The sequence below is a fragment of the Aquimarina spongiae genome, assembly GCF_900141785.1.
GTDB classification, from domain to species: Bacteria; Bacteroidota; Bacteroidia; order Flavobacteriales; family Flavobacteriaceae; genus Aquimarina; species Aquimarina spongiae.
This window is the reverse complement of the sequence record NZ_FQYP01000001.1, coordinates 767,332-787,102: the sequence shown is the minus strand read 5'-3', so window position 1 is coordinate 787,102 and position 19,771 is coordinate 767,332. Positions and strand designations below refer to the sequence as shown.

18 protein-coding genes and 1 pseudogene are annotated in these 19,771 nt (G+C 38.5%); 9 read left to right on the top strand and 10 right to left on the bottom strand.

All coding sequences use genetic code 11. From position 1 onward, the window contains the following. The first annotated feature begins 252 nt into the window (after positions 1-252). Together BUE24_RS03590 and BUE24_RS03585 are read left to right on the top strand one after the other, a co-directional pair. The gene (locus BUE24_RS03590; protein WP_139241906.1) at positions 253-615 is read left to right on the top strand and encodes a hypothetical protein; all 363 of its coding nucleotides are present in this window, start codon (positions 253-255) and stop codon (positions 613-615) included. A 7-nt stretch (positions 616-622) separates the two neighbouring features. Then, positions 623-2,224, top strand: coding sequence for an FAD-binding protein (locus BUE24_RS03585; protein WP_073313972.1), 1,602 nt, complete (start codon positions 623-625; stop codon positions 2,222-2,224). Positions 2,225-2,248: 24 nt separating this feature from the next. On the opposite strand, the gene BUE24_RS03580 is transcribed toward BUE24_RS03585, so the two are convergent. From BUE24_RS03580 to BUE24_RS03570, 3 genes are all read right to left on the bottom strand, one after another. Further along, positions 2,249-3,490, bottom strand: a complete 1,242-nt coding sequence (locus BUE24_RS03580; RefSeq protein ID WP_073313971.1) for a leucine-rich repeat domain-containing protein — start codon at positions 3,488-3,490, stop codon at positions 2,249-2,251. 84 nt (positions 3,491-3,574) lie between these two features. Further along, entirely contained in the window at positions 3,575-4,708 is a 1,134-nt protein-coding gene (locus BUE24_RS03575; RefSeq protein ID WP_084549381.1) for a PQQ-dependent sugar dehydrogenase, read from the bottom strand. 96 nt (positions 4,709-4,804) lie between these two features. Continuing rightward, entirely contained in the window at positions 4,805-5,476 is a 672-nt protein-coding gene (locus BUE24_RS03570) for a hypothetical protein (protein ID WP_073313970.1), read from the bottom strand. 182 nt (positions 5,477-5,658) lie between these two features. Here BUE24_RS03570 and BUE24_RS03565 point away from each other — a divergent pair, with 182 nt between their 5' ends. Continuing rightward, positions 5,659-6,105, top strand: a complete 447-nt coding sequence (locus BUE24_RS03565; RefSeq protein WP_073313969.1) for a hypothetical protein — start codon at positions 5,659-5,661, stop codon at positions 6,103-6,105. An 834-nt stretch (positions 6,106-6,939) separates the two neighbouring features. Then, positions 6,940-8,385 carry a glycosyltransferase family 2 protein gene (locus tag BUE24_RS03560; protein ID WP_073313968.1) on the top strand — a complete coding sequence of 482 codons (1,446 nt, stop codon included), beginning with the start codon at positions 6,940-6,942 and terminating at the stop codon, positions 8,383-8,385. Positions 8,386-8,492: 107 nt separating this feature from the next. Here BUE24_RS03560 and BUE24_RS03555 read toward each other — a convergent pair whose 3' ends face one another. After that, positions 8,493-10,337 carry a PLP-dependent aminotransferase family protein gene (locus BUE24_RS03555; RefSeq protein ID WP_073313966.1) on the bottom strand — a complete coding sequence of 615 codons (1,845 nt, stop codon included), beginning with the start codon at positions 10,335-10,337 and terminating at the stop codon, positions 8,493-8,495. 412 nt (positions 10,338-10,749) lie between these two features. Continuing rightward, positions 10,750-11,172, bottom strand: coding sequence for a hypothetical protein (locus BUE24_RS03550; protein ID WP_073313964.1), 423 nt, complete (start codon positions 11,170-11,172; stop codon positions 10,750-10,752). A gap of 392 nt (positions 11,173-11,564) precedes the next feature. Here BUE24_RS03550 and BUE24_RS03545 point away from each other — a divergent pair, with 392 nt between their 5' ends. Then, on the top strand, positions 11,565-11,915 hold the full coding sequence (locus BUE24_RS03545) for a GIY-YIG nuclease family protein (RefSeq protein WP_073313962.1): 351 nt from the start codon (positions 11,565-11,567) through the stop codon (positions 11,913-11,915). A gap of 199 nt (positions 11,916-12,114) precedes the next feature. Here the strand turns inward: BUE24_RS03545 and BUE24_RS03540 are convergent, their stop codons facing one another. Then, a complete protein-coding gene (locus BUE24_RS03540) occupies positions 12,115-13,470 on the bottom strand; it encodes a glycoside hydrolase family 113 (RefSeq protein WP_073313960.1) in 1,356 nt (451 codons plus the stop codon). 104 nt (positions 13,471-13,574) lie between these two features. Between BUE24_RS03540 and BUE24_RS03535 the strand changes: the two genes are divergently transcribed. Beyond that, positions 13,575-13,796: a (4Fe-4S)-binding protein gene (locus BUE24_RS03535; protein ID WP_073313958.1), complete on the top strand. Its 222-nt coding sequence runs from the start codon at positions 13,575-13,577 to the stop codon at positions 13,794-13,796. 5 nt (positions 13,797-13,801) lie between these two features. Continuing rightward, a complete protein-coding gene (locus BUE24_RS23825; RefSeq protein WP_170864542.1) occupies positions 13,802-13,951 on the top strand; it encodes a hypothetical protein in 150 nt (49 codons plus the stop codon). A 169-nt stretch (positions 13,952-14,120) separates the two neighbouring features. Here BUE24_RS23825 and BUE24_RS03530 read toward each other — a convergent pair. From BUE24_RS03530 to BUE24_RS03520, 3 genes and pseudogenes are all read right to left on the bottom strand, one after another. Next, positions 14,121-14,657: pseudogene (locus tag BUE24_RS03530) on the bottom strand (DUF4494 domain-containing protein); the annotation flags it as partial. 140 nt (positions 14,658-14,797) lie between these two features. Then, a complete protein-coding gene (locus BUE24_RS03525) occupies positions 14,798-15,883 on the bottom strand; it encodes an adenylate/guanylate cyclase domain-containing protein (RefSeq protein WP_073313956.1) in 1,086 nt (361 codons plus the stop codon). Positions 15,884-15,931: 48 nt separating this feature from the next. After that, positions 15,932-16,807: a LamG-like jellyroll fold domain-containing protein gene (locus BUE24_RS03520; protein ID WP_073313954.1), complete on the bottom strand. Its 876-nt coding sequence runs from the start codon at positions 16,805-16,807 to the stop codon at positions 15,932-15,934. A 167-nt stretch (positions 16,808-16,974) separates the two neighbouring features. On the opposite strand from BUE24_RS03520, the gene BUE24_RS03515 reads away from it, so the two are divergent. Further along, the gene (locus tag BUE24_RS03515) at positions 16,975-17,886 is read left to right on the top strand and encodes a DUF6268 family outer membrane beta-barrel protein (RefSeq protein ID WP_073313953.1); all 912 of its coding nucleotides are present in this window, start codon (positions 16,975-16,977) and stop codon (positions 17,884-17,886) included. Between the two features lie 297 nt (positions 17,887-18,183). Beyond that, positions 18,184-18,750, top strand: coding sequence for a hypothetical protein (locus BUE24_RS03510; RefSeq protein ID WP_073313952.1), 567 nt, complete (start codon positions 18,184-18,186; stop codon positions 18,748-18,750). A gap of 7 nt (positions 18,751-18,757) precedes the next feature. On the opposite strand, the gene BUE24_RS03505 is transcribed toward BUE24_RS03510, so the two are convergent. After that, positions 18,758-19,636 (bottom strand): pirin family protein, encoded by an 879-nt coding sequence (locus BUE24_RS03505; protein ID WP_073313950.1) that lies wholly within the window; start codon positions 19,634-19,636, stop codon positions 18,758-18,760. Positions 19,637-19,771: the final 135 nt, after the last annotated feature.

The following is a 19,771-nucleotide window of genomic DNA, read 5'->3' as shown; positions in this document are numbered from 1 at the left end:
GGTTCCCTGTCTATGTGTGACTGTAAAAACTGTGGTAATATCGTCAAATTATACCAAGATCAACATAATTTTCTCTCAACAACCCCAATCTCTCGATGAAAAATTTCAGAATTAGGGGTGTTTCCCCGTTTTATATGATTTGATTTCTTGTTATTTTTATCAGCAATACTCCACATTTATAATCGTCATATGCACTCTTTCCGGCAAGGATAGGGTAGAGTTCGTTGTTTTTAAAACTTAATAACCATGTATATGACACCGTCAAAAGCTTCAAAAAGGCTACCGATGTTTCTGGCAGCCGCACTTCTGTTTTTATGTTTTTCATGCTATTCGGTAAAAATAGTAGGGGTAAATAGTGTACCCAATCCTGATCCGAATAATGATAGCGATGATGGATATCGCAACCAGCGAGTGATTGTTTTGGATACCATCGTTAAGTCTGGAGTAATTACCGATGGAATAGGCCTCAAAACACAAAGAGAGGGTTGTGCCTCTGGGGAGCTACATTCTGTAGAATATAAAAACACTTTTGGAGGGTCCTTATTATACCTTGTCACTTTTGGAAGTAAGCGTAAAGTAAGGATCAAATATGTATGTGCAAAAACCGAAAACTAAATCCACCATGGCTACAACAAAAGATTTTCAGAAAACACAATGGGATACATTACACCGCAATGGCCCATTTCCACTCAAACTATTACAAGTAACAGAACTAGAAGGTAAGGCCAATATGCCATCTTCTTTAGACCGATATAATGATGCGGCCAAAGAAATTCAGCGATTAATCACCGAAGCTCATAATAATGGTCACGGGTTTAGACCGTATGGATCACGCTGGTCTATGTCTAGCATCGCACATCAAAAAGATCGAATGCATTTTAATAGTCATATGAATATCGACTTGCCCGTGCAACCAGGAGAGGTACACTCCAGTAGTCCATATCATCATAGTAATTTGTTCTTTTTTCAGTGTGGAAACACTATCAAGGAAATATCAAAAGCATTAGGAGCTCATGGTAAATCCTTAAAAACCAGTGGAGCAAGTAACGGGCAAACCATTGCCGGTTGCATAGCAACAGGAGTACATGGTTCGGCTTTGGACGTGGGATCCATACAAGATTATGTAGTAGGGTTGAACTTGATTGTAGGACCAAAGGATACCGATATCGTGTACCTGGAAAGAAAAACAAAACCTGCGCTCAAGGATAGTTTTGCGCAAAAAATCAAGGCTCGGGTGATTCGTGATGATGCATTGTTTAATGCCGCAGTTGTGGGGTTAGGCTCTTTTGGTTTTATACATGGAGTATTAATAGAAGCCGAAAATCGTTTTTTGTTGAAACGTTATGTACGTAAAATAGATAAGCAGACCGCATTGAAGCTGTCGGATACCATGGATTTTAAAAACTCAACGTTTAAGATTGATGGGGAAGTAGATCAAGCGGGCAAACCACTTCGACCTTATCATTACAAGGTTTTTATCAATCCCTATATAAATGACAGTCAATATGTGGTAGAGGCGATGTATAAAAAGCCGTATCGAACACCATATCCAGATCCTTTTACGACCATAGAAAAATCGATTTACAGAGATTTGATTTATCTATTGATAAAAATCAGCGAACGATTCCCCAAGGCTATTCCGTGGTTTATTAAACGACTTGAAAATGCTATTTTACCCGACGTAAACGAAGAAACCACAGGGACGCTCTACGAAACCTTTTGGGATGCACCTTATCAAGGTCCGGCTTTTGCTTGTTCATTTGGAGTAGATCATAAACATTCTTCCAAAGCCTTAAAAATCCTAACGGATCTAACCAAAAACGAAGGGCCAATACCTGGGATCTTTGCAATGCGGTTTGTAAAAAAATCGGAGGCGACGCTGGCGTTTACCAAGTTTCCTATTACTTGTGTGATAGAGATCGATGGTGTATTATGGAAAAAAAGCAATAAGCTGATGAGCTTAAAAGAGTTCTCTGCCCGAATGATACAGGTGTTGAAACAGAACAATATTCCGTTTACCATCCATTGGGGTAAGAATGCCGCCTGGACATTCCCCGGGCTAGTGGATCATATGTTTGGTAGCAAAGCCAAAGAATGGGAACAACAACGTGCTAGGTTGTTATCACCAGAGATGGCAGTGCTATTTTCTAATAAATTTTTAAAGGATATCGGTTTATCAAAAACACCACCTCCTACAGGTGGTGGTCCTACACCTATTGTATAATAGTAAGGGTACAGTTGATCGTTATTATTTTCTGACTTTTAGCTTAGGTATAGCCTTTTTTAACTCGTCAAGTTGATTTTGATCAAAATTAGAGTTAACATATAATGATAAATACTCATGACTACCATGTAGTGAAGAAACGTCTTCTACATTGGTATTTACGATATTAAGTTGTCTTAAGGTCTTTTTGTTAGCTAAAGGGGAAATGTCACTTACACCTGTATTTTTTAGGATCAGACCTCTTAGTACCGGAGCCTTTGCCAAAGATGCTACCGAAGTGACTTTGGTATTTGATAAGTCGATAAAATCTAATTTAGTCAAATCTGTTAATGGAGTTAAGTCCTCTACAGCGGTTTGATCCAAACGTAAACTTTCCAGATTAGTGACACTTTGTAGTGGAGTAATGTCTACAAGATTAGTATTATCGCGTAAGTTTATTTTTTTAAGTTTTGTCTTTTCTTTAAGTCCTTTGATATCGGTAAGTTTATGACATGCTTTAATGGTTACAGAGGTTAAATTCGCATTGCCATTAAGAAAATCTAAAGAAGTTAATTCACTTATGCCAAACATACTCATTTCTTCCAAAGAACTGATAGTACTTATTGATTTTAAAGAATTGGCATTTGCGTTAGCATTTTGAGAAATGTCTAAAGTAACGAGGCCTTGCAAGCTACCGATTGGTGAATAATCCATTAATCTTTTATTGCCACCAGAAATAAAAAGTTTTTTAAGGTTTGACATACCTTTTAAAAACGCTAATTGTTCTAAATCTAATGAGCTTAGGCTCAAAAAATCGATGTTATTGTAAGAAGTCAAGCTTTCGATGTTCGTAAATGCTGAACCTGAAAGCTTAAGCTTTTTCAGATGTTGTGCTTTAGACAAAAGTTTCATATCGAAAGATACCCGATCCGAATTATTGTATCTTCTATTTGTTATAGAGATTTCTTCTAAAGCGGTTAAATTAGAAATGCTCTTGAAACTAGTAATGTTTGATAGATAAGGTATATCGAGTTTTTTGATCCATTTTAAGTTCTTGCATAACTTATCGAAATCTTCTTGAGATATATCTTTCTTTAGTGAGATAGATCTTTCTGCTCTATTTTCAATTTTATTAATAGAGTCAATAACTTCTCCCGAAACTGCAGAGATATTTATATAGGTTCTGCGAACTGTAATTGCATCTTTTATAGCCGATTTTCCAGTATTTTGACTATAAACAGCAGATTGTATACACAGACAACAGATTAGAGGTAAAATAAATTTCATAGCAATGGTTTTAGGTGAATTATGTTCTAAAGCTATAAAATTTATTCAACTTACTTACAACTGAGCTGTTATTTGGTATAACGATTAAGGAATACTATTGATCTCGATAATACGATGGGTAGCACTGGTATCTCCATAAGAATCCCCGTTGGTAGCAATAAAAATTCTACCACCTGGTGATATGGCGATATCTCGCAGCCTGCCAAAGGTTCCTGTAAAAAAGGATTCTTCTTCTGTTATCGTATTGCCATCATCGCTTAACGTAAGGGAAACAATTTTTTGATCTTTCAGCACAGTCATCAAAAACTTGTTTGTCCACTGCGGGATTGCAGTTCCTGTATAAAACGCTAAATCCGATGGTGCTATGGTTGGTGTCCAGTTAAAAATAGACTCGGTCACCGTGGTGCTTGCCGCAAAGGCTTCTTCGGCTGGAGTATTGATAACCCCCATCACTTCTGGCCAGCCATAGTTGGCTCCGGCAACAATTCTATTGATTTCATCATCATTTTGCGGACCGTGTTCTGAACTATAGATATTTCCGTTAGGATGTCGTACCAGGCCCTGAGGGTTTCTATGCCCTAGACTATATACATAACTATTGGTAAAAGGATTATCAGCAGGGATACTTCCGTCTAGGTTAATTCTTAGGACCTTACCTGCCAGAGAATTTAAGTTTTGAGATAAACTGGTATTCCCGGCATCACCTGTGGTCATCAAAAGATGCAGATCATTGGTGATCATCAATCGTGATCCGTTATGAATTCCCGCTGCAGGAATATTATCCAGTAGGGTAGTTTCATCAGACAATGTATTATTGGCATAGGTAAAGCGTACCAAACGTTCTAACAAATTATTACCACTTTGGCAGGTGTATACTGCATATACAAAAGGATTCGAATCAAAGTTGGGGTGCAAAACCATACCTAGCAATCCGCTTTCCTGTACTTGTTCTACAGCTGCAATACGAATGAGTTCTATTTGCTCACCAGTATCGGGATTGATTCTGCTAATGCGTCCGTTACGCTCGGTTACCCAAAGAAAATTATCGGGCCCCCATAGGATTTCCCAAGGTACACTTAGGGTACTAATCAAGGTTGTGGTAGCATCAGTTGGATTTGGATCGGGATCTGGATTTGGGGTAGCGTTGTCGTCACTAGAACAGTACAATAACATGGAAGTGATAAGAACAATACCTAAAAAAGTGAATAGCTTATTCATGGTTTCTTAGATTTGGTTGTGAACTCCTATATATTGATAACCAATTCTTTCAAGATTTATTTTATGAAAGAAGAAGAAAGATCAGAGAAAAGGGCGCTAATCTCTCTTAAAATCTTTAAAAAACGTGTTTTGATCTCCGATTTGAAGACCTAGACGATCAAAAATGGCATATACTTTTGGTTTGTTTTTGGTTTCAAAAAAGATAAAATAAAACTGATCATCATAAAGGTGCACAATCCCCATTTCTGAACCATGTGGAGCCAGCAGTGTATTTATTTCAGAAAATATCCGGCTATCAATGGGGTACCCTTTGGTGAATTTGGCCCAAAAATCATCTTTTATTTTTGGATATAATCCACCCAAGCAAAGTTCTATGTTATATATAAAATCTCCTGCATTAAAATTATGATCCACCGAAGGTAGAAAACACTGTTTTGCTTTTACATTAATAAGTGCAATGATATCATGATACATATAGATACGTCGTTCTTCTTCGCTAATCGTAATGTGTTTGTTTACATAACCACCAGTTTCATAGGATTTAACGATTTGCTCTTTTGCAGGGAGTTTCATGGTACGTATCGAATCAATAAGTGCAGTCTTATCAATTGTGTTATGTGTCAAATCAATAAGATCAATAAAAGCCTGTTGAGCTTCTAGATCTTCTTTAGAAAAAGAACTCTTGTTTTGCGAACAGGAAGAAAAAAAACAAACGGTACACAATAAAATAAAAGTAAACCATTTTTGGTTGTGGTGTTTTTGCATCATTGATCAACTATTGTTTGGTTCTATAGTACAAAGAAACAGATTATTACTGAAAAATTAAGTTAGAGAAATGGGGCTTTTTCCTTGGTTTTAGAAAGAATTAATCAGTAATTTTGAAGCCAATTAATTCTTCTCTGTAGTTCAAAGGCTTTGAACCATGTTTTGAATGATATAATGATTGTACTATGGGATTTGTAAAAGACTCTTCTTTTTATCACGACGCTATACAAATATTAGAATACCCCTGGGGGGATTATTACATGTTTAGCACTTACATTGTTTCTGAAATTAAAGAAGGAGTGGTGTATACCTGGGACGACCATGCGGCTCCGGTGGTGAAGGAGCTAAGCGAGTTGTATGATCAAAAAGGGGAGAACCTGGTACTTATTGCCAATCGAGTACATTCATATTCAGTAAAACCCAGCGACTGGATCAAATTCTTCAAAAGTGAATATAAGCTAAAAGGGTATGCTATCGTTACCTATTCTAGAAAAGGCTTTATCACTTCTTTGATCGAAAAGCTCTTTATGCGTAGTACCTTCCAAAGTTTTGATAATTTGGAAGAGGCGATTGCCTGGGCCAAAGAAGTCACCAATACTACCGAAAGTAAATCCAACGGTAAAAGCGCATAATCTGAGTGTTTTTGGGACGTTATAGATTGCTTTTAATATTGCTAAATTCATTAGTCTAAGCCTTCTTACCATTTAACTATCCGAGAAAACCATTCGTCGAAAAACTACAAAAACAACTGTATTCTGGTGGTACCTTTACTACAAGGAAACAAAAAAGATGTAGTTATGAGAAACTTTCACAATATATTCGGAATAAGTATTTTAAGTATAGTTCGTTTGATAATTCAAACACCAGATGCCCCAGATTATACCTTCAATAAATAATACAGTCAGTGTAAATAATTATTAATTTAAAGTAAACCGTCATGAGAAATTTTTACCATATTTTCGGAATTAGTATGTCTAACATTTTCAATTTCATAAGTGAGTTACCCGGCGCTTCCAGATATGCCATGCGCAAATAGCAAATAATTTTAGTTTATAAAGTAGTAACCCCTAAAAGATGTGCTACATGTACCCCAGTAGACGCACATAATCAAAATGAAAAGTAGACGCAACCCAAGTCATGGCATATCGCCATGGAAAAGAGATAATCATAACAGTTATCTCTTTTTTTATGCAGAATGTTTTCTACTAATAGATGTACACTTCGGCTCCCACTTCGGCAAGCTCAGTGTGCAGCTCAGTGTACGGTTGAGTGCACGAATAGGGAACGCTCACTGAGCGTAGTCGAAGTGGAAGTGTCCCCAAAAAAGTGGGGAAATTACTCCTAATGTGTGTAAAATATCAACACTTTTGAAAATGGCATTATTCATAATCCCTTGTTTTTCAAGGATACGGTAAAATGGTATCAATATTGGTCTTGCTGTGGAGGAAATAACCAAAACACACATCATGGGATCAAAACCAAATGCAACTAGATTAACCAACCGTATTATTAAATTTGTTTCAACTGCTTCTCCGAACTTCCTACTGCTAGGTACTTTTATATTACTCTTTGGAGCCGTTTCTTTATTTTATTTCTTAAATCCATATTTTGAAGCTATTCGCCTGGAAAGAATGAACACCCCATCAGGTATTGCTTTAATGATCCTTGGATTAACACTACTTACCCTCAAAGTCGCTTTCTTGATCTTTATTTTTAGATTATACCTTCGATACAGACCCATGAACTCGGTATCTGATGAAGAGTTGCCTTCTTGTACGGTAATTGTCCCAGCCTATAACGAAGGAGAATTGGTGTATAAAACTCTAAAGAGTTTGGTAGCCAGTGACTATCCGGTAGAAAAACTGCAAATTATCTCTATCGATGATGGTAGTAAAGATGATACTTGGCAATGGATGTGTAAAGCCAAAGACGAGTTAGGGGATCGAGTGGCAATCTACCAACAACCCAAAAACATGGGGAAAAGACATGCCCTATATCGCGGATTCAAATTAGGTACTGGTGATGTGTTTATTACAGTTGATAGTGATTCTATAGTAGATGAGGATACGCTACGTGTAATGACCACACCTTTTGTAAAGAACGAGAAATGTGGAGCCGTAGCAGGAAATGTTCGTGTGTTGAACAAGGAAAAAGCCCTCATCCCAAGGATGTTGAATGTGAGTTTTGCCTTTAGTTTTGAGTTTATCCGTTCTGCACAAAGTACCATTGGTTCTGTGTTATGTACCCCAGGAGCCCTCTCTGCTTATCGTAGAGAAGCTGTTTTTAATTGTTTAGAACAATGGATCACCCAGACCTTTTTGGGGCAAGTTTCAAAAATAGGAGAGGACCGTGCGATGACCAATATGATTTTAAAGCAAGGGTATAAGGTGTTCTTCCAGCGCAATGCCTTGGTATATACCAATACTCCAGAAAAATATAAGAACTTGTATAAGATGTTTATACGATGGGAACGAAGCAACATTCGCGAGAACATCGCTATGAGTCGTTTTGCGTTTACCGATTTTAGAGAAGGATCAAAAGTAGGAGCCAGAATCTTACTATTGAATCAGTGGTTAAAAATGGTAATGGCATACCCGGCTTTATTGTTGATGTTCTTTTTTATACTCACGTATCCTTTATTATTCTTTACGTCTACATTTGCTAGTATATTAATATTCTCGAGTATCCAAGCGTTGTTTTATGCCAAGAAACACAATGCTGCAGAATCTCTTTGGGCATACCCATATAGTTTGTTCTTTGCATTTACACTATTCTGGATCACACCATACGCCATCGCCACCGCAGGAAGAAGCGGTTGGTTAACACGGGAACTCCCAAAAGAATCTATAAAAGAAACCGACCCACAACCTCAACCCCAACCACAGGTAGTAGCTGTTGCTGCGGGGTCTTAATAATTTATTACCGGGTTCGAGAAGTGTGCTGAGCCTGTCGAAGTACAGCCCTCGTTAGCGTTCCGAACCCTTCGGACTCTGAGGCTACTCGAAGGGTCGAAGGGTAATCAAATACCCTCCACAAAACTCGCAAACACCTCTTTATGACGTTCGAGGTTCATATTAGGAGAAAGGGCTACACGAGCAATATAATCTTTGTCGCCTTCTTTGGTTGTCCCTTGGGTTGATGTAGCGGGGATGGTCCAGTAACATCCCTTTAATTGTCCATAGCTTACACAGTATTTACTTTCGTTAGGGATTTCGGTAATCATTAAATTGATTAATTTATGATTAAGTGCTCTTTTATACGTTTCCTTTTCTTCATCAGTAGCTCCTTTGGTTGGAAGGTCTAATGAAAAAACAGAGGGTGTAAAACCCTGATTAGCTAGTGCTTCCGAAACAAAATTGATTTTTGCTTCTGGTAAAGTATCATGAATAAAGTTTACAAATTCACGAGTATTTTTGTACGCATCACGAATGCGTTGATTCATAGAAGGCAATTGTTTTGCCAATATTTCATATTGAAGAGGTGTAGCCTCGTTATCACAAAGCCCTAGATGCATTTCAATCTTATGCATCAAAGCGTCTGTTTTTGTATTTCCTACACAATAGCCGGCGGTACATAGTCCACCACTTGGAAATTTCGAACCGCTAGAAAAAGAAATGGTCCTCACGGTCGAGAGTATTTCACCTTCACCCAAAAATTGTACATTAGGACAAAAGGTTTGATCCAGGAGAAAAACCGGATCTACGGCAGTAGTACCACTTGCTGTCTTGCGTACAGCACTTAATACCTCTTTTAATTTTAGAAGATTAGGGACTTCAACCCTCGGGTTGGTTGGGATTTCAGCAATAATATAAGGGACAGCATCTTGATGAGCAATTTTTGCTAAAACCGTATCAATACTTTCTACCATATCATTACCACTATCTACGGGTAAATCCACGATTTCGACATTATCAATACAGGCAGCAACACGTCTTGCCTGGTCATTTGTTCCACCATAGCAATTTGGGGGAACTATGATTTTGATATCCTTTCCAGTATGGTTTTCCAGGGCATAGTCCACGAGTCCCATCAAAATGGCATATTGAATCGATAACCCGCTAGAACCTACCAATGCTTTTGTATCTGTGCCGGTAACCGTCGCAATTGCACCCAAAACCTTTGTTTTGTTGGTGTCAAGATCACTTTTATGGGGTTCTGAATTCGACTTGTCTATCAAAAGCTTTAAGGCGGTAAAACAATTGGCAGGCGTCATTGCAACAGTCTCTCTTCTTCGAACATGTTGAATTTCTGAAATATAGCTTTCGTTTTGTTTTCCATTCACCAATATAAGACTTCCTAAACCCTCATAAGTATTGATATAAAAGTCAATATTTGGGTTGAGATCAATAGTATCAATTTCGTCTTGTTGCGAAACAAAAATGGTACTTCCATCGAAGGCCGAAACCGAAGATGCTTCTTCAATACGTTTCAGTTCAAATGTATACCCATAAACGTTTCTTAGCATTTCAGCGTCAAAGGATTCTGGTAGTTTATCGGTATAAAGGATCTGGGTGTTTTTATTGTCTAATAAATTCTTTCGTAAAACGGCCAAGATTGGAACCGTTTTCGATCCAAAACTGATCACATTATCTGGTTGTAGGTTGTTTGAATGAGCAATTACCCATTCTAGTACGCAAGACAATGGATGCCCTAATCGAATATAGTCAAAAGCCGTAGGTAATTCACTTAGCGCCGATGAGTCAGTAGTATTGTTATTAAACAAGTTTTCAAACTGCTCCAAGAATTGAACTTTCGCCAATTTTTCATCATAAATATCTAGTCGATGCGTAGTTAGATTCAACCAGTCATTGGGCATATTTTCTAATACTTTATCAATATACTTGAGCATTTTATTGTCTTCCATTGCTATTACCTTTTGATAGGCCGCTAGTATACATCAATTAGATGTATTTTAAAAATGTTACCAGATGTTTTTAGAAATTCTTAAGAAAGGTTTGGCAGTGGATTTTTTATCGAACCCTGAGCGGAGCCGAAGGGTGTATTCCGGGTTTCGACTCCGCTCAACCCTCGGTAACGTTTCGAACCCTGAGCCTTCCGGGCTTCGAGATGTGTGCTGAGCTTGCCGGGCTTCGAGAGCCTCAGCCCTCGGTGGTCCCGAACCCCGCGGACCCTGAGGCTCTCGAAGGGTGAGCGGAGCAGAAGGGTAGTTCCCAGCATTTAATAACAAAAAAAACACCTCATGCCCATTCACGAGGTGTTTTCATTAAGCAACACAATAATGCAACCTAAACTAACTAACTATTTATTACTAACGATTATTGCATTAACTTTTGAGATAATTCCTGAATTTCCTCACTCTTCTTTAGCATATAAGCGTTTAGCTTTTCTGCATCAGAAGCCGAGATACTACTTGATAATTCTTGGGCTTTGGTTCCTAGTTCTTGTCCTTTTTGACCTAATGTTGCAAAAGCAGTCATGTCTTTGCTCTCTACTGCTTTTCTATAGTCTGCGATATAAGCTTCATAAGCGTCTACGTACTCTTGTACTTTGGCATCTCCAAAAGACGGAGTACCGCTGTCAGATGAAGCTTCTGCTTTTGTTTCTTCTTTTTTCGGTTCTTCTTTGGTGGTTGTTTCTTCAGTAGCGGTTTCTTCTGCTTTTGCAGCGTTGTTATCTTTACAAGAGAAAGTGAATCCTATTAATAAGATAAGTGCGAAATGTAAAATAGATCTTTTCATGATATGATTTTTAGCGATTAGTTGTTTTTATAATTATTTACTGATACAAAGATGTAGCATTCCTACAGGCTAGAGAACACTATATTCCGTGAAAAAAACATACCCTGTTTTCGGGGGGCTCCTTCGCCAGGCTCAGGAACCCCCTTCAGGCAAGACCAGGATTCGCCGGTGGACTGCCCTTCGACGAGGCTCTGGATTCTCGGAGTCGAAGTCCAGATAATATGAGTGTTCACCCTTCGACTTCCACTTCGGCAGGCTCAGTGCAGCGTCTCAGGGTTCGAAGGCGTGGGCAGAGCTCACTGAAGGAAGGCCCCTGAGGCTCTCGAAGGGGACGAACGGGAGTTCCAAAAAATAAAACTCCTACCACCTAATATTGCAAAAACGAATACACCATGGGATACCTATATATTTTAGAATGTAGTGATGGAAGTTATTATACAGGAAGTACCAAGAATTTAAAGAGGCGATTAACGCAACATCAGAATGGAGAAGGAGCTAACCATACCAAAAGACGACTACCTGTTAAATTGTTGTACTACGAGAAGTACTCCCGTATCGATACCGCTTTCTACAGAGAAAAACAGATACAAGGGTGGAGCAGAGCCAAAAAAGAAGCATTAATGCGCGGGGATTTGGGGGAGTTACATCAACTTTCTGAATGCAAGAATGAATCACACTGTTTGCAAAGATATTCAGTCTTCGGCTCCGCTCAGACTTCGAATTCGAATTCTACAGAACCCTGAGCGGAGCCGAAGGGCAGCCCTCGATGGTGCCGAACCCTGAGCGGAGTCGAAGGGTGTATTCCGGGTTTCGACTCCGCTCAACCCACGGTGAATTCGTACCCTGAGGTGTGATGCAGAGCTTGTCGAAGTGCTCTCGAAGGGGACGAAAAGGAGGTCTCTGAGCCGCTGCACTGAGCCTGCCGAAGTGGAAGTCGAAGGACTACCTCCCATACTCCCTGGCAATCGTATTCTGTGCAGGTTTAAATCTCGGTGAGAAATTAAGACTGTTTTCGGCATCGGATGGATCGGTATGAGTGTTCCATTGCCAGATGTACATACCGGCAAACCAATCTTCTTTCCATAGTTGATCAAATAGGGCTTGGTAGGCCAGTTGCTGAGTACGATCGGATTTCTTTTGGTAAAAAATGCTGAGATACGATCCCCATTCCCAGGGTTTGATGGCTGCAGCGGCTTCACTTTTGTAGCCTACTTCTGTAAATAAAATAGGTTTATTGTGTTGTTGCGATAAGGATTTTAGCATAGGGATATGTTGCTCCCAACCTTTTTGTAGTGTAGCTAAATCGGGATTGGTCTTTTGGGTAAGTGGAAAATAAGCTTGCAGACCAATATAATCCAATTGATCCCAAAAATCAATAAGTTCATACTCTCCATCCCAATTGGCGGCATAGGTAAGTTTACCGCTATAGATTGCTTTTATTTCTTTTACGAGTGCTTTCCAACGGTCAGGTTGGTGTTTTAAGGAGGTACGCAACTCTGTACCGATACACAGTAATTCTACTTCGGTTTGTTGGGCCATAGTAGCATAATGCAACATGTTTTTGCGATAACTATCAAACCATAAATCCCAATCTTCGTCAGATTGTTGATTGATATTGGATCTCCAACCGTCTCTAGTCCATAAATGGGGTTTAAGCTGTACGTGCAATCCTTTATCGTGTAGTTCAGTTATGGTAGATAGAAAAACAGAATCTCTACGGGACCATTGGCCAATAGCTTCCGGAGTACGCATAACTACAGTGCGTTCATCTTTTTGATATAAAAAAGGAATAACAGCGATCCATTCAATATTGTTTTGGATAAGTGGATCGATTCTACCTTCATTATCATGGGTCCACCCAAATACACTCATTCCGCGATGTTTTCCATCCATTTGATAGCGATTAGTGGCAATACCAGTAGTATTTTCGACAGTTTGATCCCAGGTATAATCAAAATCTTCATTTCCGTTGACATATATAATGGTTTTTAAAACTCCTATGATCAGTAGAATAGGAAGAATGATACCTAGCACCAATCGTTTGCCCATATACTGTAACCCACGAGAACTATACATACGAATAAAGTAACGTATCAATAGAAAGCACAAATACACCAATACAAAGAGTATTTGCATGGCTACCAAAAAAGGAGCGTCGGTAAGGAGTTCTGCTAACGAATCTTTGGTCTCTTTAAATGATGAGAATCGCAATAGGTAGATGGATAAAAATCCAATAACGAGTACCCAAAGAAGGATGTAGATTCGCAATGCAATGATGAGTTCCCTTTTTTTGGACATGTGCAGGTGTTTGTGTATTAGAAGAAGTAAAGCCCAAAATGTTACATTGATATTGATCAAAATAAACTGTATATTTATACAAATCAAGTCTTATTCTTATTGTTATGGCTGAAAATGAAATTAGAAAAGAATATAGCAATGGTGAAATTACCGTTGTTTGGAAACCTGGGAAATGTATTCATGCTGGGGTATGTGTCAAGACCTTACCAGAAGTGTATGATCCCAAGGCAAAACCATGGATCACTCCAGAAAACGCGAGTAGTGAAGCATTAATGAACCAAATTGATCAGTGCCCATCTGGAGCATTGAGTTATCATAAAAACTAATACACATGAAACATCAACAAAAGGGTTTAAAAGGATTTGAGCAATTTGCTCTAAAATCCATATCAGCGAGAAAAGTTACAGGAGGTCAAACCGCAACAGATGATCTTGCAAAATGGAGAAAGAATATAGAAGACGGTATGATCGACCGTAGATAGTATAAAAAAAAGAGGGCTTGAAAACGCCCTCTTTTTTTATGTGTTGTATTGCTTACTCTTCTTCGTCAAAAGCTACCGGTACAAATTCGGTTTCTTCTTCTTCGATAAATGGAGTCTCTTCTGATTCGATGGCTTCGTCTGTTTCTTCTTGAGTTTCTTCTGCTACTAGCTCTTCAGTTACTTCGTTAACTTCTTCAACAACCTTTTCTTCTACTTCTGGAACAGAGTTTTTGATCGCATTAAATCGTTCGATCTTTCCTAAATCTTCTTCTTCGCCAGAAAAATAAGGGAATACATCCATAATAGGCGACTCTGCAATGGCTGGGATGGTATAATCTCCCATGGTGTTCTTCATGGCCACATTGGTATTGTCAAAAGCTTCTTTTACATCATTGGCCTGGATTAGCAGGTATATGTTTGATTTACGCTCTTTACCGCTTTCTTCATCATAAGCGATTAACGATACTTTGGATTTAAACCAACGATCCGAGTTTTCAAAAGGATGTATCTCTGCAAAGTTGGCTACTTTAATATTAGTAATTTTAAATTCATCACTGATGTAAGCCGACATTTCTTCGTTGATTCTCGATTCGGCCTCTGTATAGGAGATGGCATCTACCAAATAAGGTTCTGTCGTCATTTTTTGAGCTCCAGACTCATCTATTTTTCTATACTTTATCTTGCATTCGTACCAGGTTGCACTCATTTCTTTTTGTATTTGTTAGGGCGGCAAATATACTGGATATCAACTATTGGCAATACGATTTATAGTAATAGATATTCACATTTTTGAAAGGGTAGTAGTATCGAATTAAGAATCAGTATTTTAATAAAAAGGACGGTGGATTATCCTACCTTATTGATGGTATGAATTTTTACTTCTTCCTGTTTTCCTTTTAGGAGCACACTTCCTAAAAACTCTGTAGTGAGGTGTGTTTTGATTTTCAAATCTTGTAGTAATTTTTCTGAAATTAAGAAACGCACTTTGTGTTTATTGCATTGGGCTTGTATACGAGCAGAAGTATTAATCACATCCCCATGGTAGGCGATTTCCTTTTTGATGACTCCAACTTCGGTCACCATAAGTTTACCTCCATGTAGTCCGGCTTTAAATTCGGGAACCACACCATACTTATCCATATAATATTGGGATTTGCGCTGTTTTTTCTGCTGAAATGCAAAGAACAGATCCACACAGTTGTTATTGGCTAATCCCTTTTTGTACGACCAGCTCAACACCGCTTCATCACCCACATATTGATAAATTTCAGCGTCGTACTTCGGTACAACTTCATTTAAATCGTAAAAGCAATCCTGGATGAACTGACTGTATTTAAAATGTCCCAGATTTTCTGCAATCGTAGTAGAGTCCTTTAAATCCAGAAACATAAAGATGCGTTTTTCTTCTTGTGGGGTTCTGTATTTTCCCATCAACATCTTTAGGAACACACCTTTCCCGAATTTCTCTTTGGCAATGTTGATAAATGTAAACACAAAAGATACCAAAACCATATAGAGAATAGTAGCCCAAAAGGATTTGTTATGTTGCCACCAACCTGGTTGCGTATCCAGATTGATGCCATATAGCTCAGAAAAAATGTTCATGATGATCGTAAAAACGATAACACTGGTGATAAAGTACAAGAATGTTCTGCAAAGCACATCATAAAAAAGCAGTATTCGATTGGCTACATATTTGTCAAACACAAAATCAATAGTGGCATATAGAATCCCTAGCAGTGCTCCTATAGTTCCGAATCCCAAAAGGGCTCTTAAAGTACCCTGGATCCCACTATACTCTCTAATCACCGTAAATCCTTCTTCTTCATCGATACCGTAGTATCTAAAAATAGAATACATGGCCATAGCTATAGACCAAAACAATACAGATTGCCAAAGCAGTTTTAGGTATTGTTGTATACTACGTTTCATAATCGGTAACTAGTGGTTGTTGCCTACAAATGTAGTAGTTTTTCTGCTTTATAGTAAGGAATGCACTCCGTTTTCTAATTGGTACAAGGCATTGATTTCTTTATCTGTAAGGGCTCTGTTGTAAATAGATAATTCATCCATACGGCCGATATATCCCAATCCTAAATAAATATTGGATAATGGTAAATCCCAGGTAAAAGGCGTAGCAATATCAGAGCGTGCTCCTTTGTGCTCTCCATTCAAGTACAGACTAGCTTTACCATTTGGAGTATTCAGATTGGAGAAATTAATCAAAACATGCGTCCATTGCTCACTAGAGAAAGGAGGATTTTTTACTCCGGTCAGTTTCTCCATAAATATAGGGTTTTCATTATCCGGACCTTCGGGATTAGGATTCCAAACTGCTCGATCGCCTATAACTCCTAAACGGAAATCTCTCGGATTTTCTTTAGTGAAATCTACCCAAATTGAGGCGTCGTTATAGCTTACATCAGTAATTTGTATCGGATCGCAATAACCTGGTTCCAAATCTTTGTTAGGATCTAATTTCATCCAGAACGATATGGCACCGCTCCAGTCCTTGGTATTATAAGCGATATTCTTTTCACTAGGGTAGTAGATGTATCCTTTGCTTCTTTCTGTAAAGAATAAACCATCTCCAAAACGACCATTTCCTTTGTCTACTTTGATGTCGGGTTTGTGTAATCCCGCTTTTGCAGAGTCTCTGGCTTGGCGAGAAGGCACCGTATATAATTGCTTATCACCCAGGGCGAAATCAGCATCAGTTCCTTGATCAAACGAAGCATAAAAGGTAAGCGCAGCTTTTAGATCCTGTTGTGTAGTATCCGTAGCGCAAGAGCTGAAACTTAAAGCGATGATGGTAATTACTGTAAAGAACGCGTAAAATCTATGATGTTGTGACATGATTTGTGTTTGTAGTTATTGGTGTTAAATATACAGTTATATGGACTGGCGTAGCCTATGATTTACTTAATTTTAAGATTTTTTGGAGGGATATGACTTGGCAACATTCAAAAGAAATATTGTATACTTGTTTGCCTATTGAATAAAAAATCACTGTAACCCGTTTTATGAAATACCGATTATACTTCTTATTACTTTTTGTAATATGCTCATCGTCAATTAAAGCACAAGATTATATAGACATTGTAAAAGTAAGTTATGGATCCATTCTGGATGCTGGATTTGAGAATAGTGATGCCACTACTAATGTACCCCAGTTGGATGTGAGTCTGACGTATCCTATAAAACTGAATGAAAAGATTGCCATTATAACGGGTGTGGATTATGTACAACATCAATTGGATTTGGTACCTAACGGAGATCAAGTTTCTTTGAATAACCTTACACTGAAAGCTGGATTGAATATCAAACATGGCGAGAAATGGTCTGGAACCTATGTGCTATTGCCTAAAATTGCGAGCCAGGATTTACATACCGATGGGGATCATTTCTTCTTCGGTGGTTTAGCTTTGCTGAAATATCAAAAAACAGAACACTTACAATATCGTTTTGGAGCCTATGCCAGTAGCGAAGGCTTTGGTACCTTTTTTACTCCCATTCTTGGATTGTATTATCAAAGCGAAGATCAAAAATGGGAGGTATCGGCGACCTTGCCGATCAATGCAGATATCAACCGGCGTTTAGGAGGAAAGTTTAAAGCAGGATTAGCGTTTCAGGCGTTTGTAAGAACCTTTAGTCTGGAGCGACAAGACAATGCACCAGAGTTATACACACAAATGGCAAATATTGAAATCGGTCCATATCTACAATATGCGCTTTTGGATGAAAGTCTGTTGATGAAACTTCAAACTGGATATTCTACAGCATCCTACGAGGTTTTTGAAGAAGGGGATACCTTACCTTTTCGTCTTTCAGCATTCGAATTTGGGGACGGACGTACATTACTCAATCCCGAAATGACCGGAAATATCTTTGTAAAAGTAGGACTGACCTATAGATTTCATTTGAATAAGTCCTAGTCATTATAATCAAAGTATAGGATAACGATCAAAAAAGCATCTTGTGATTGTAGTGCAAGATGCTTTTTAGATTGGCTAAAATTAACTCTAAATTTTATGGAAAGTGTTACAAAGATATGTGAAGGTAACATTTTGAAAAAGAGTGTAATAACCAATTCTGTACAGGTAAAATCCCCTTTTTGAGTCAATTGCGTAAATATTCATAGCATCATCGTGCATTGGTGATATTTTGTTAAAAACTCGCCTTTACATTTTCAAAAATTTGTGATTTATTTGCGGCTGGGAAAAATACAATCATTGGAACAGCAAGTAGAACAAGAGCAAAAGAAGTCGTATACGCGGTATAATTTCTTTAATAAAACGTATTGCGTTTTTAGAGGAGCGACCTTACGTGAGATCACCAGAAGAAAACCGAATTACCGTAGCGAATCGGGAAGTACGTACTATTACACCAAACATGGGGTTTACCGCATGTCTAATCATTGGGGAAGGATCGCCAAGTGCCAATGGCGTTTGGTATCTGATTTTCCGGCAGAAATCGATGATTTGCGATTAGGATATGCAGATTGGGCAGATTTCAGAGAGAATCTAGATCCTGAAGTGGATGCTTATTACATTTCCGTGGATTTCGAAATCAAAAAGGTAAGCTACAAGCACAAGGACAATCCAGACTATGATGAAGTAGCCGTGCTACGATCTGCAGATGCTACCCGAAAGCTGATCAAACAAATCAAGAATCTTTTGGAAACTCATAAATGGGCTAAGTATTATGATTATGATGATCTGGATGAGTTCCGTGAGGAAGTAGTGACCCGATTGATCAATAGCAATATCTCTCTCAACGAATTGCGAAGAGAGTTATAAGTGTTGTTTAAAACTTAGGCTCTGGCATCACCACATACGAGTCATCTCCAGGAACTTTGGGAAATGCTTTGTTTCTCCATCGCTCCTTTGCAGCCTCAATCTTTTCTTTGCTTGCCGAAACGAAGTTCCAAAAGATATGACGTTCTTCAGGAAAAGGCTCCCCACCAAACAACAGAACATGGGTGTTGGGGTGTAAGGAGATGGTACAGCTATCTTCAGTTTTTGAAATCAACATATTTCCGGCTTCAATAGTATCATCACATGCAGAGATACTACCTTTTACAATACAAATTCCTATTTCCCCTTGTAGTTCTCCTTTGATAGCAAGCTCATACGAATCTGTGGTTTTTATCTCTACCATAAACAAATCAGAATGAACAGGCAATGGTGATGTTTTACCATATCCTTGCCCTGCTACAAGTCTAAACTCCGTGCTACCATCTTTCCAAAAAGGAAGTTCGTTGCCATCGATATGATGAAACTCTGGAGTAATCTCTTCTTGGTCTGCAGGCAATGCTACCCAAATCTGGTAACCATGTGCAGTAAAATTAGTCCCGCGCAAGTCATCTGGAGTACGCTCAGTATGAGTAACTCCGCTACCCGCTACCATCCAGTTTACAGAGCCTGGGGAGATGCGTTGCTCGGTACCTATACTATCCTTGTGCATCAACTCGCCTTCTAGCATATAGGTAAGGGTAGACAAACCAATATGTGGATGCTGATCTACATCCATATAATGCCCTTCTTTGAGTTCTGTAGGGCCCATATGATCAATAAATATAAAAGGACCTACCATTCGCTTTTTTCTAAACGGAATAAGTCTACCTACCAAAAAGTCACCAATATCTCTGCTTCTTTCAGGAATAATTAAGGATTCGTTGGACATGTTGCTTTGTTTTTTTGTCGATATCCTAAAAATATAGCTTTTAAAATAACAATCCGTTAAATAAATATTAAGGTCAAAAAAAGATGTTTGATGCTAGGTTTTAGTAAGATACAGAGAAAGCTCTAGAGATCGGTT

Excerpts from the sequence above, each read along its gene's own strand:
- BUE24_RS03590 (WP_139241906.1), top strand. The coding sequence starts at position 253 with ATGACACCGTCAAAAGCTTCAAAAAGGCTACCGATGTTTCTGGCAGCC.
- BUE24_RS03585 (WP_073313972.1), top strand. The coding sequence starts at position 623 with ATGGCTACAACAAAAGATTTTCAGAAAACACAATGGGATACATTACAC.
- BUE24_RS03580 (WP_073313971.1), bottom strand. The coding sequence starts at position 3,490 with ATGAAATTTATTTTACCTCTAATCTGTTGTCTGTGTATACAATCTGCT.
- BUE24_RS03575 (WP_084549381.1), bottom strand. The coding sequence starts at position 4,708 with ATGAATAAGCTATTCACTTTTTTAGGTATTGTTCTTATCACTTCCATG.
- BUE24_RS03570 (WP_073313970.1), bottom strand. The coding sequence starts at position 5,476 with ATGATGCAAAAACACCACAACCAAAAATGGTTTACTTTTATTTTATTG.
- BUE24_RS03565 (WP_073313969.1), top strand. The coding sequence starts at position 5,659 with ATGGGATTTGTAAAAGACTCTTCTTTTTATCACGACGCTATACAAATA.
- BUE24_RS03560 (WP_073313968.1), top strand. The coding sequence starts at position 6,940 with ATGGGATCAAAACCAAATGCAACTAGATTAACCAACCGTATTATTAAA.
- BUE24_RS03555 (WP_073313966.1), bottom strand. The coding sequence starts at position 10,337 with ATGGAAGACAATAAAATGCTCAAGTATATTGATAAAGTATTAGAAAAT.
- BUE24_RS03550 (WP_073313964.1), bottom strand. The coding sequence starts at position 11,172 with ATGAAAAGATCTATTTTACATTTCGCACTTATCTTATTAATAGGATTC.
- BUE24_RS03545 (WP_073313962.1), top strand. The coding sequence starts at position 11,565 with ATGGGATACCTATATATTTTAGAATGTAGTGATGGAAGTTATTATACA.
- BUE24_RS03540 (WP_073313960.1), bottom strand. The coding sequence starts at position 13,470 with ATGTCCAAAAAAAGGGAACTCATCATTGCATTGCGAATCTACATCCTT.
- BUE24_RS03535 (WP_073313958.1), top strand. The coding sequence starts at position 13,575 with ATGGCTGAAAATGAAATTAGAAAAGAATATAGCAATGGTGAAATTACC.
- BUE24_RS23825 (WP_170864542.1), top strand. The coding sequence starts at position 13,802 with ATGAAACATCAACAAAAGGGTTTAAAAGGATTTGAGCAATTTGCTCTA.
- BUE24_RS03525 (WP_073313956.1), bottom strand. The coding sequence starts at position 15,883 with ATGAAACGTAGTATACAACAATACCTAAAACTGCTTTGGCAATCTGTA.
- BUE24_RS03520 (WP_073313954.1), bottom strand. The coding sequence starts at position 16,807 with ATGTCACAACATCATAGATTTTACGCGTTCTTTACAGTAATTACCATC.
- BUE24_RS03515 (WP_073313953.1), top strand. The coding sequence starts at position 16,975 with ATGAAATACCGATTATACTTCTTATTACTTTTTGTAATATGCTCATCG.
- BUE24_RS03505 (WP_073313950.1), bottom strand. The coding sequence starts at position 19,636 with ATGTCCAACGAATCCTTAATTATTCCTGAAAGAAGCAGAGATATTGGT.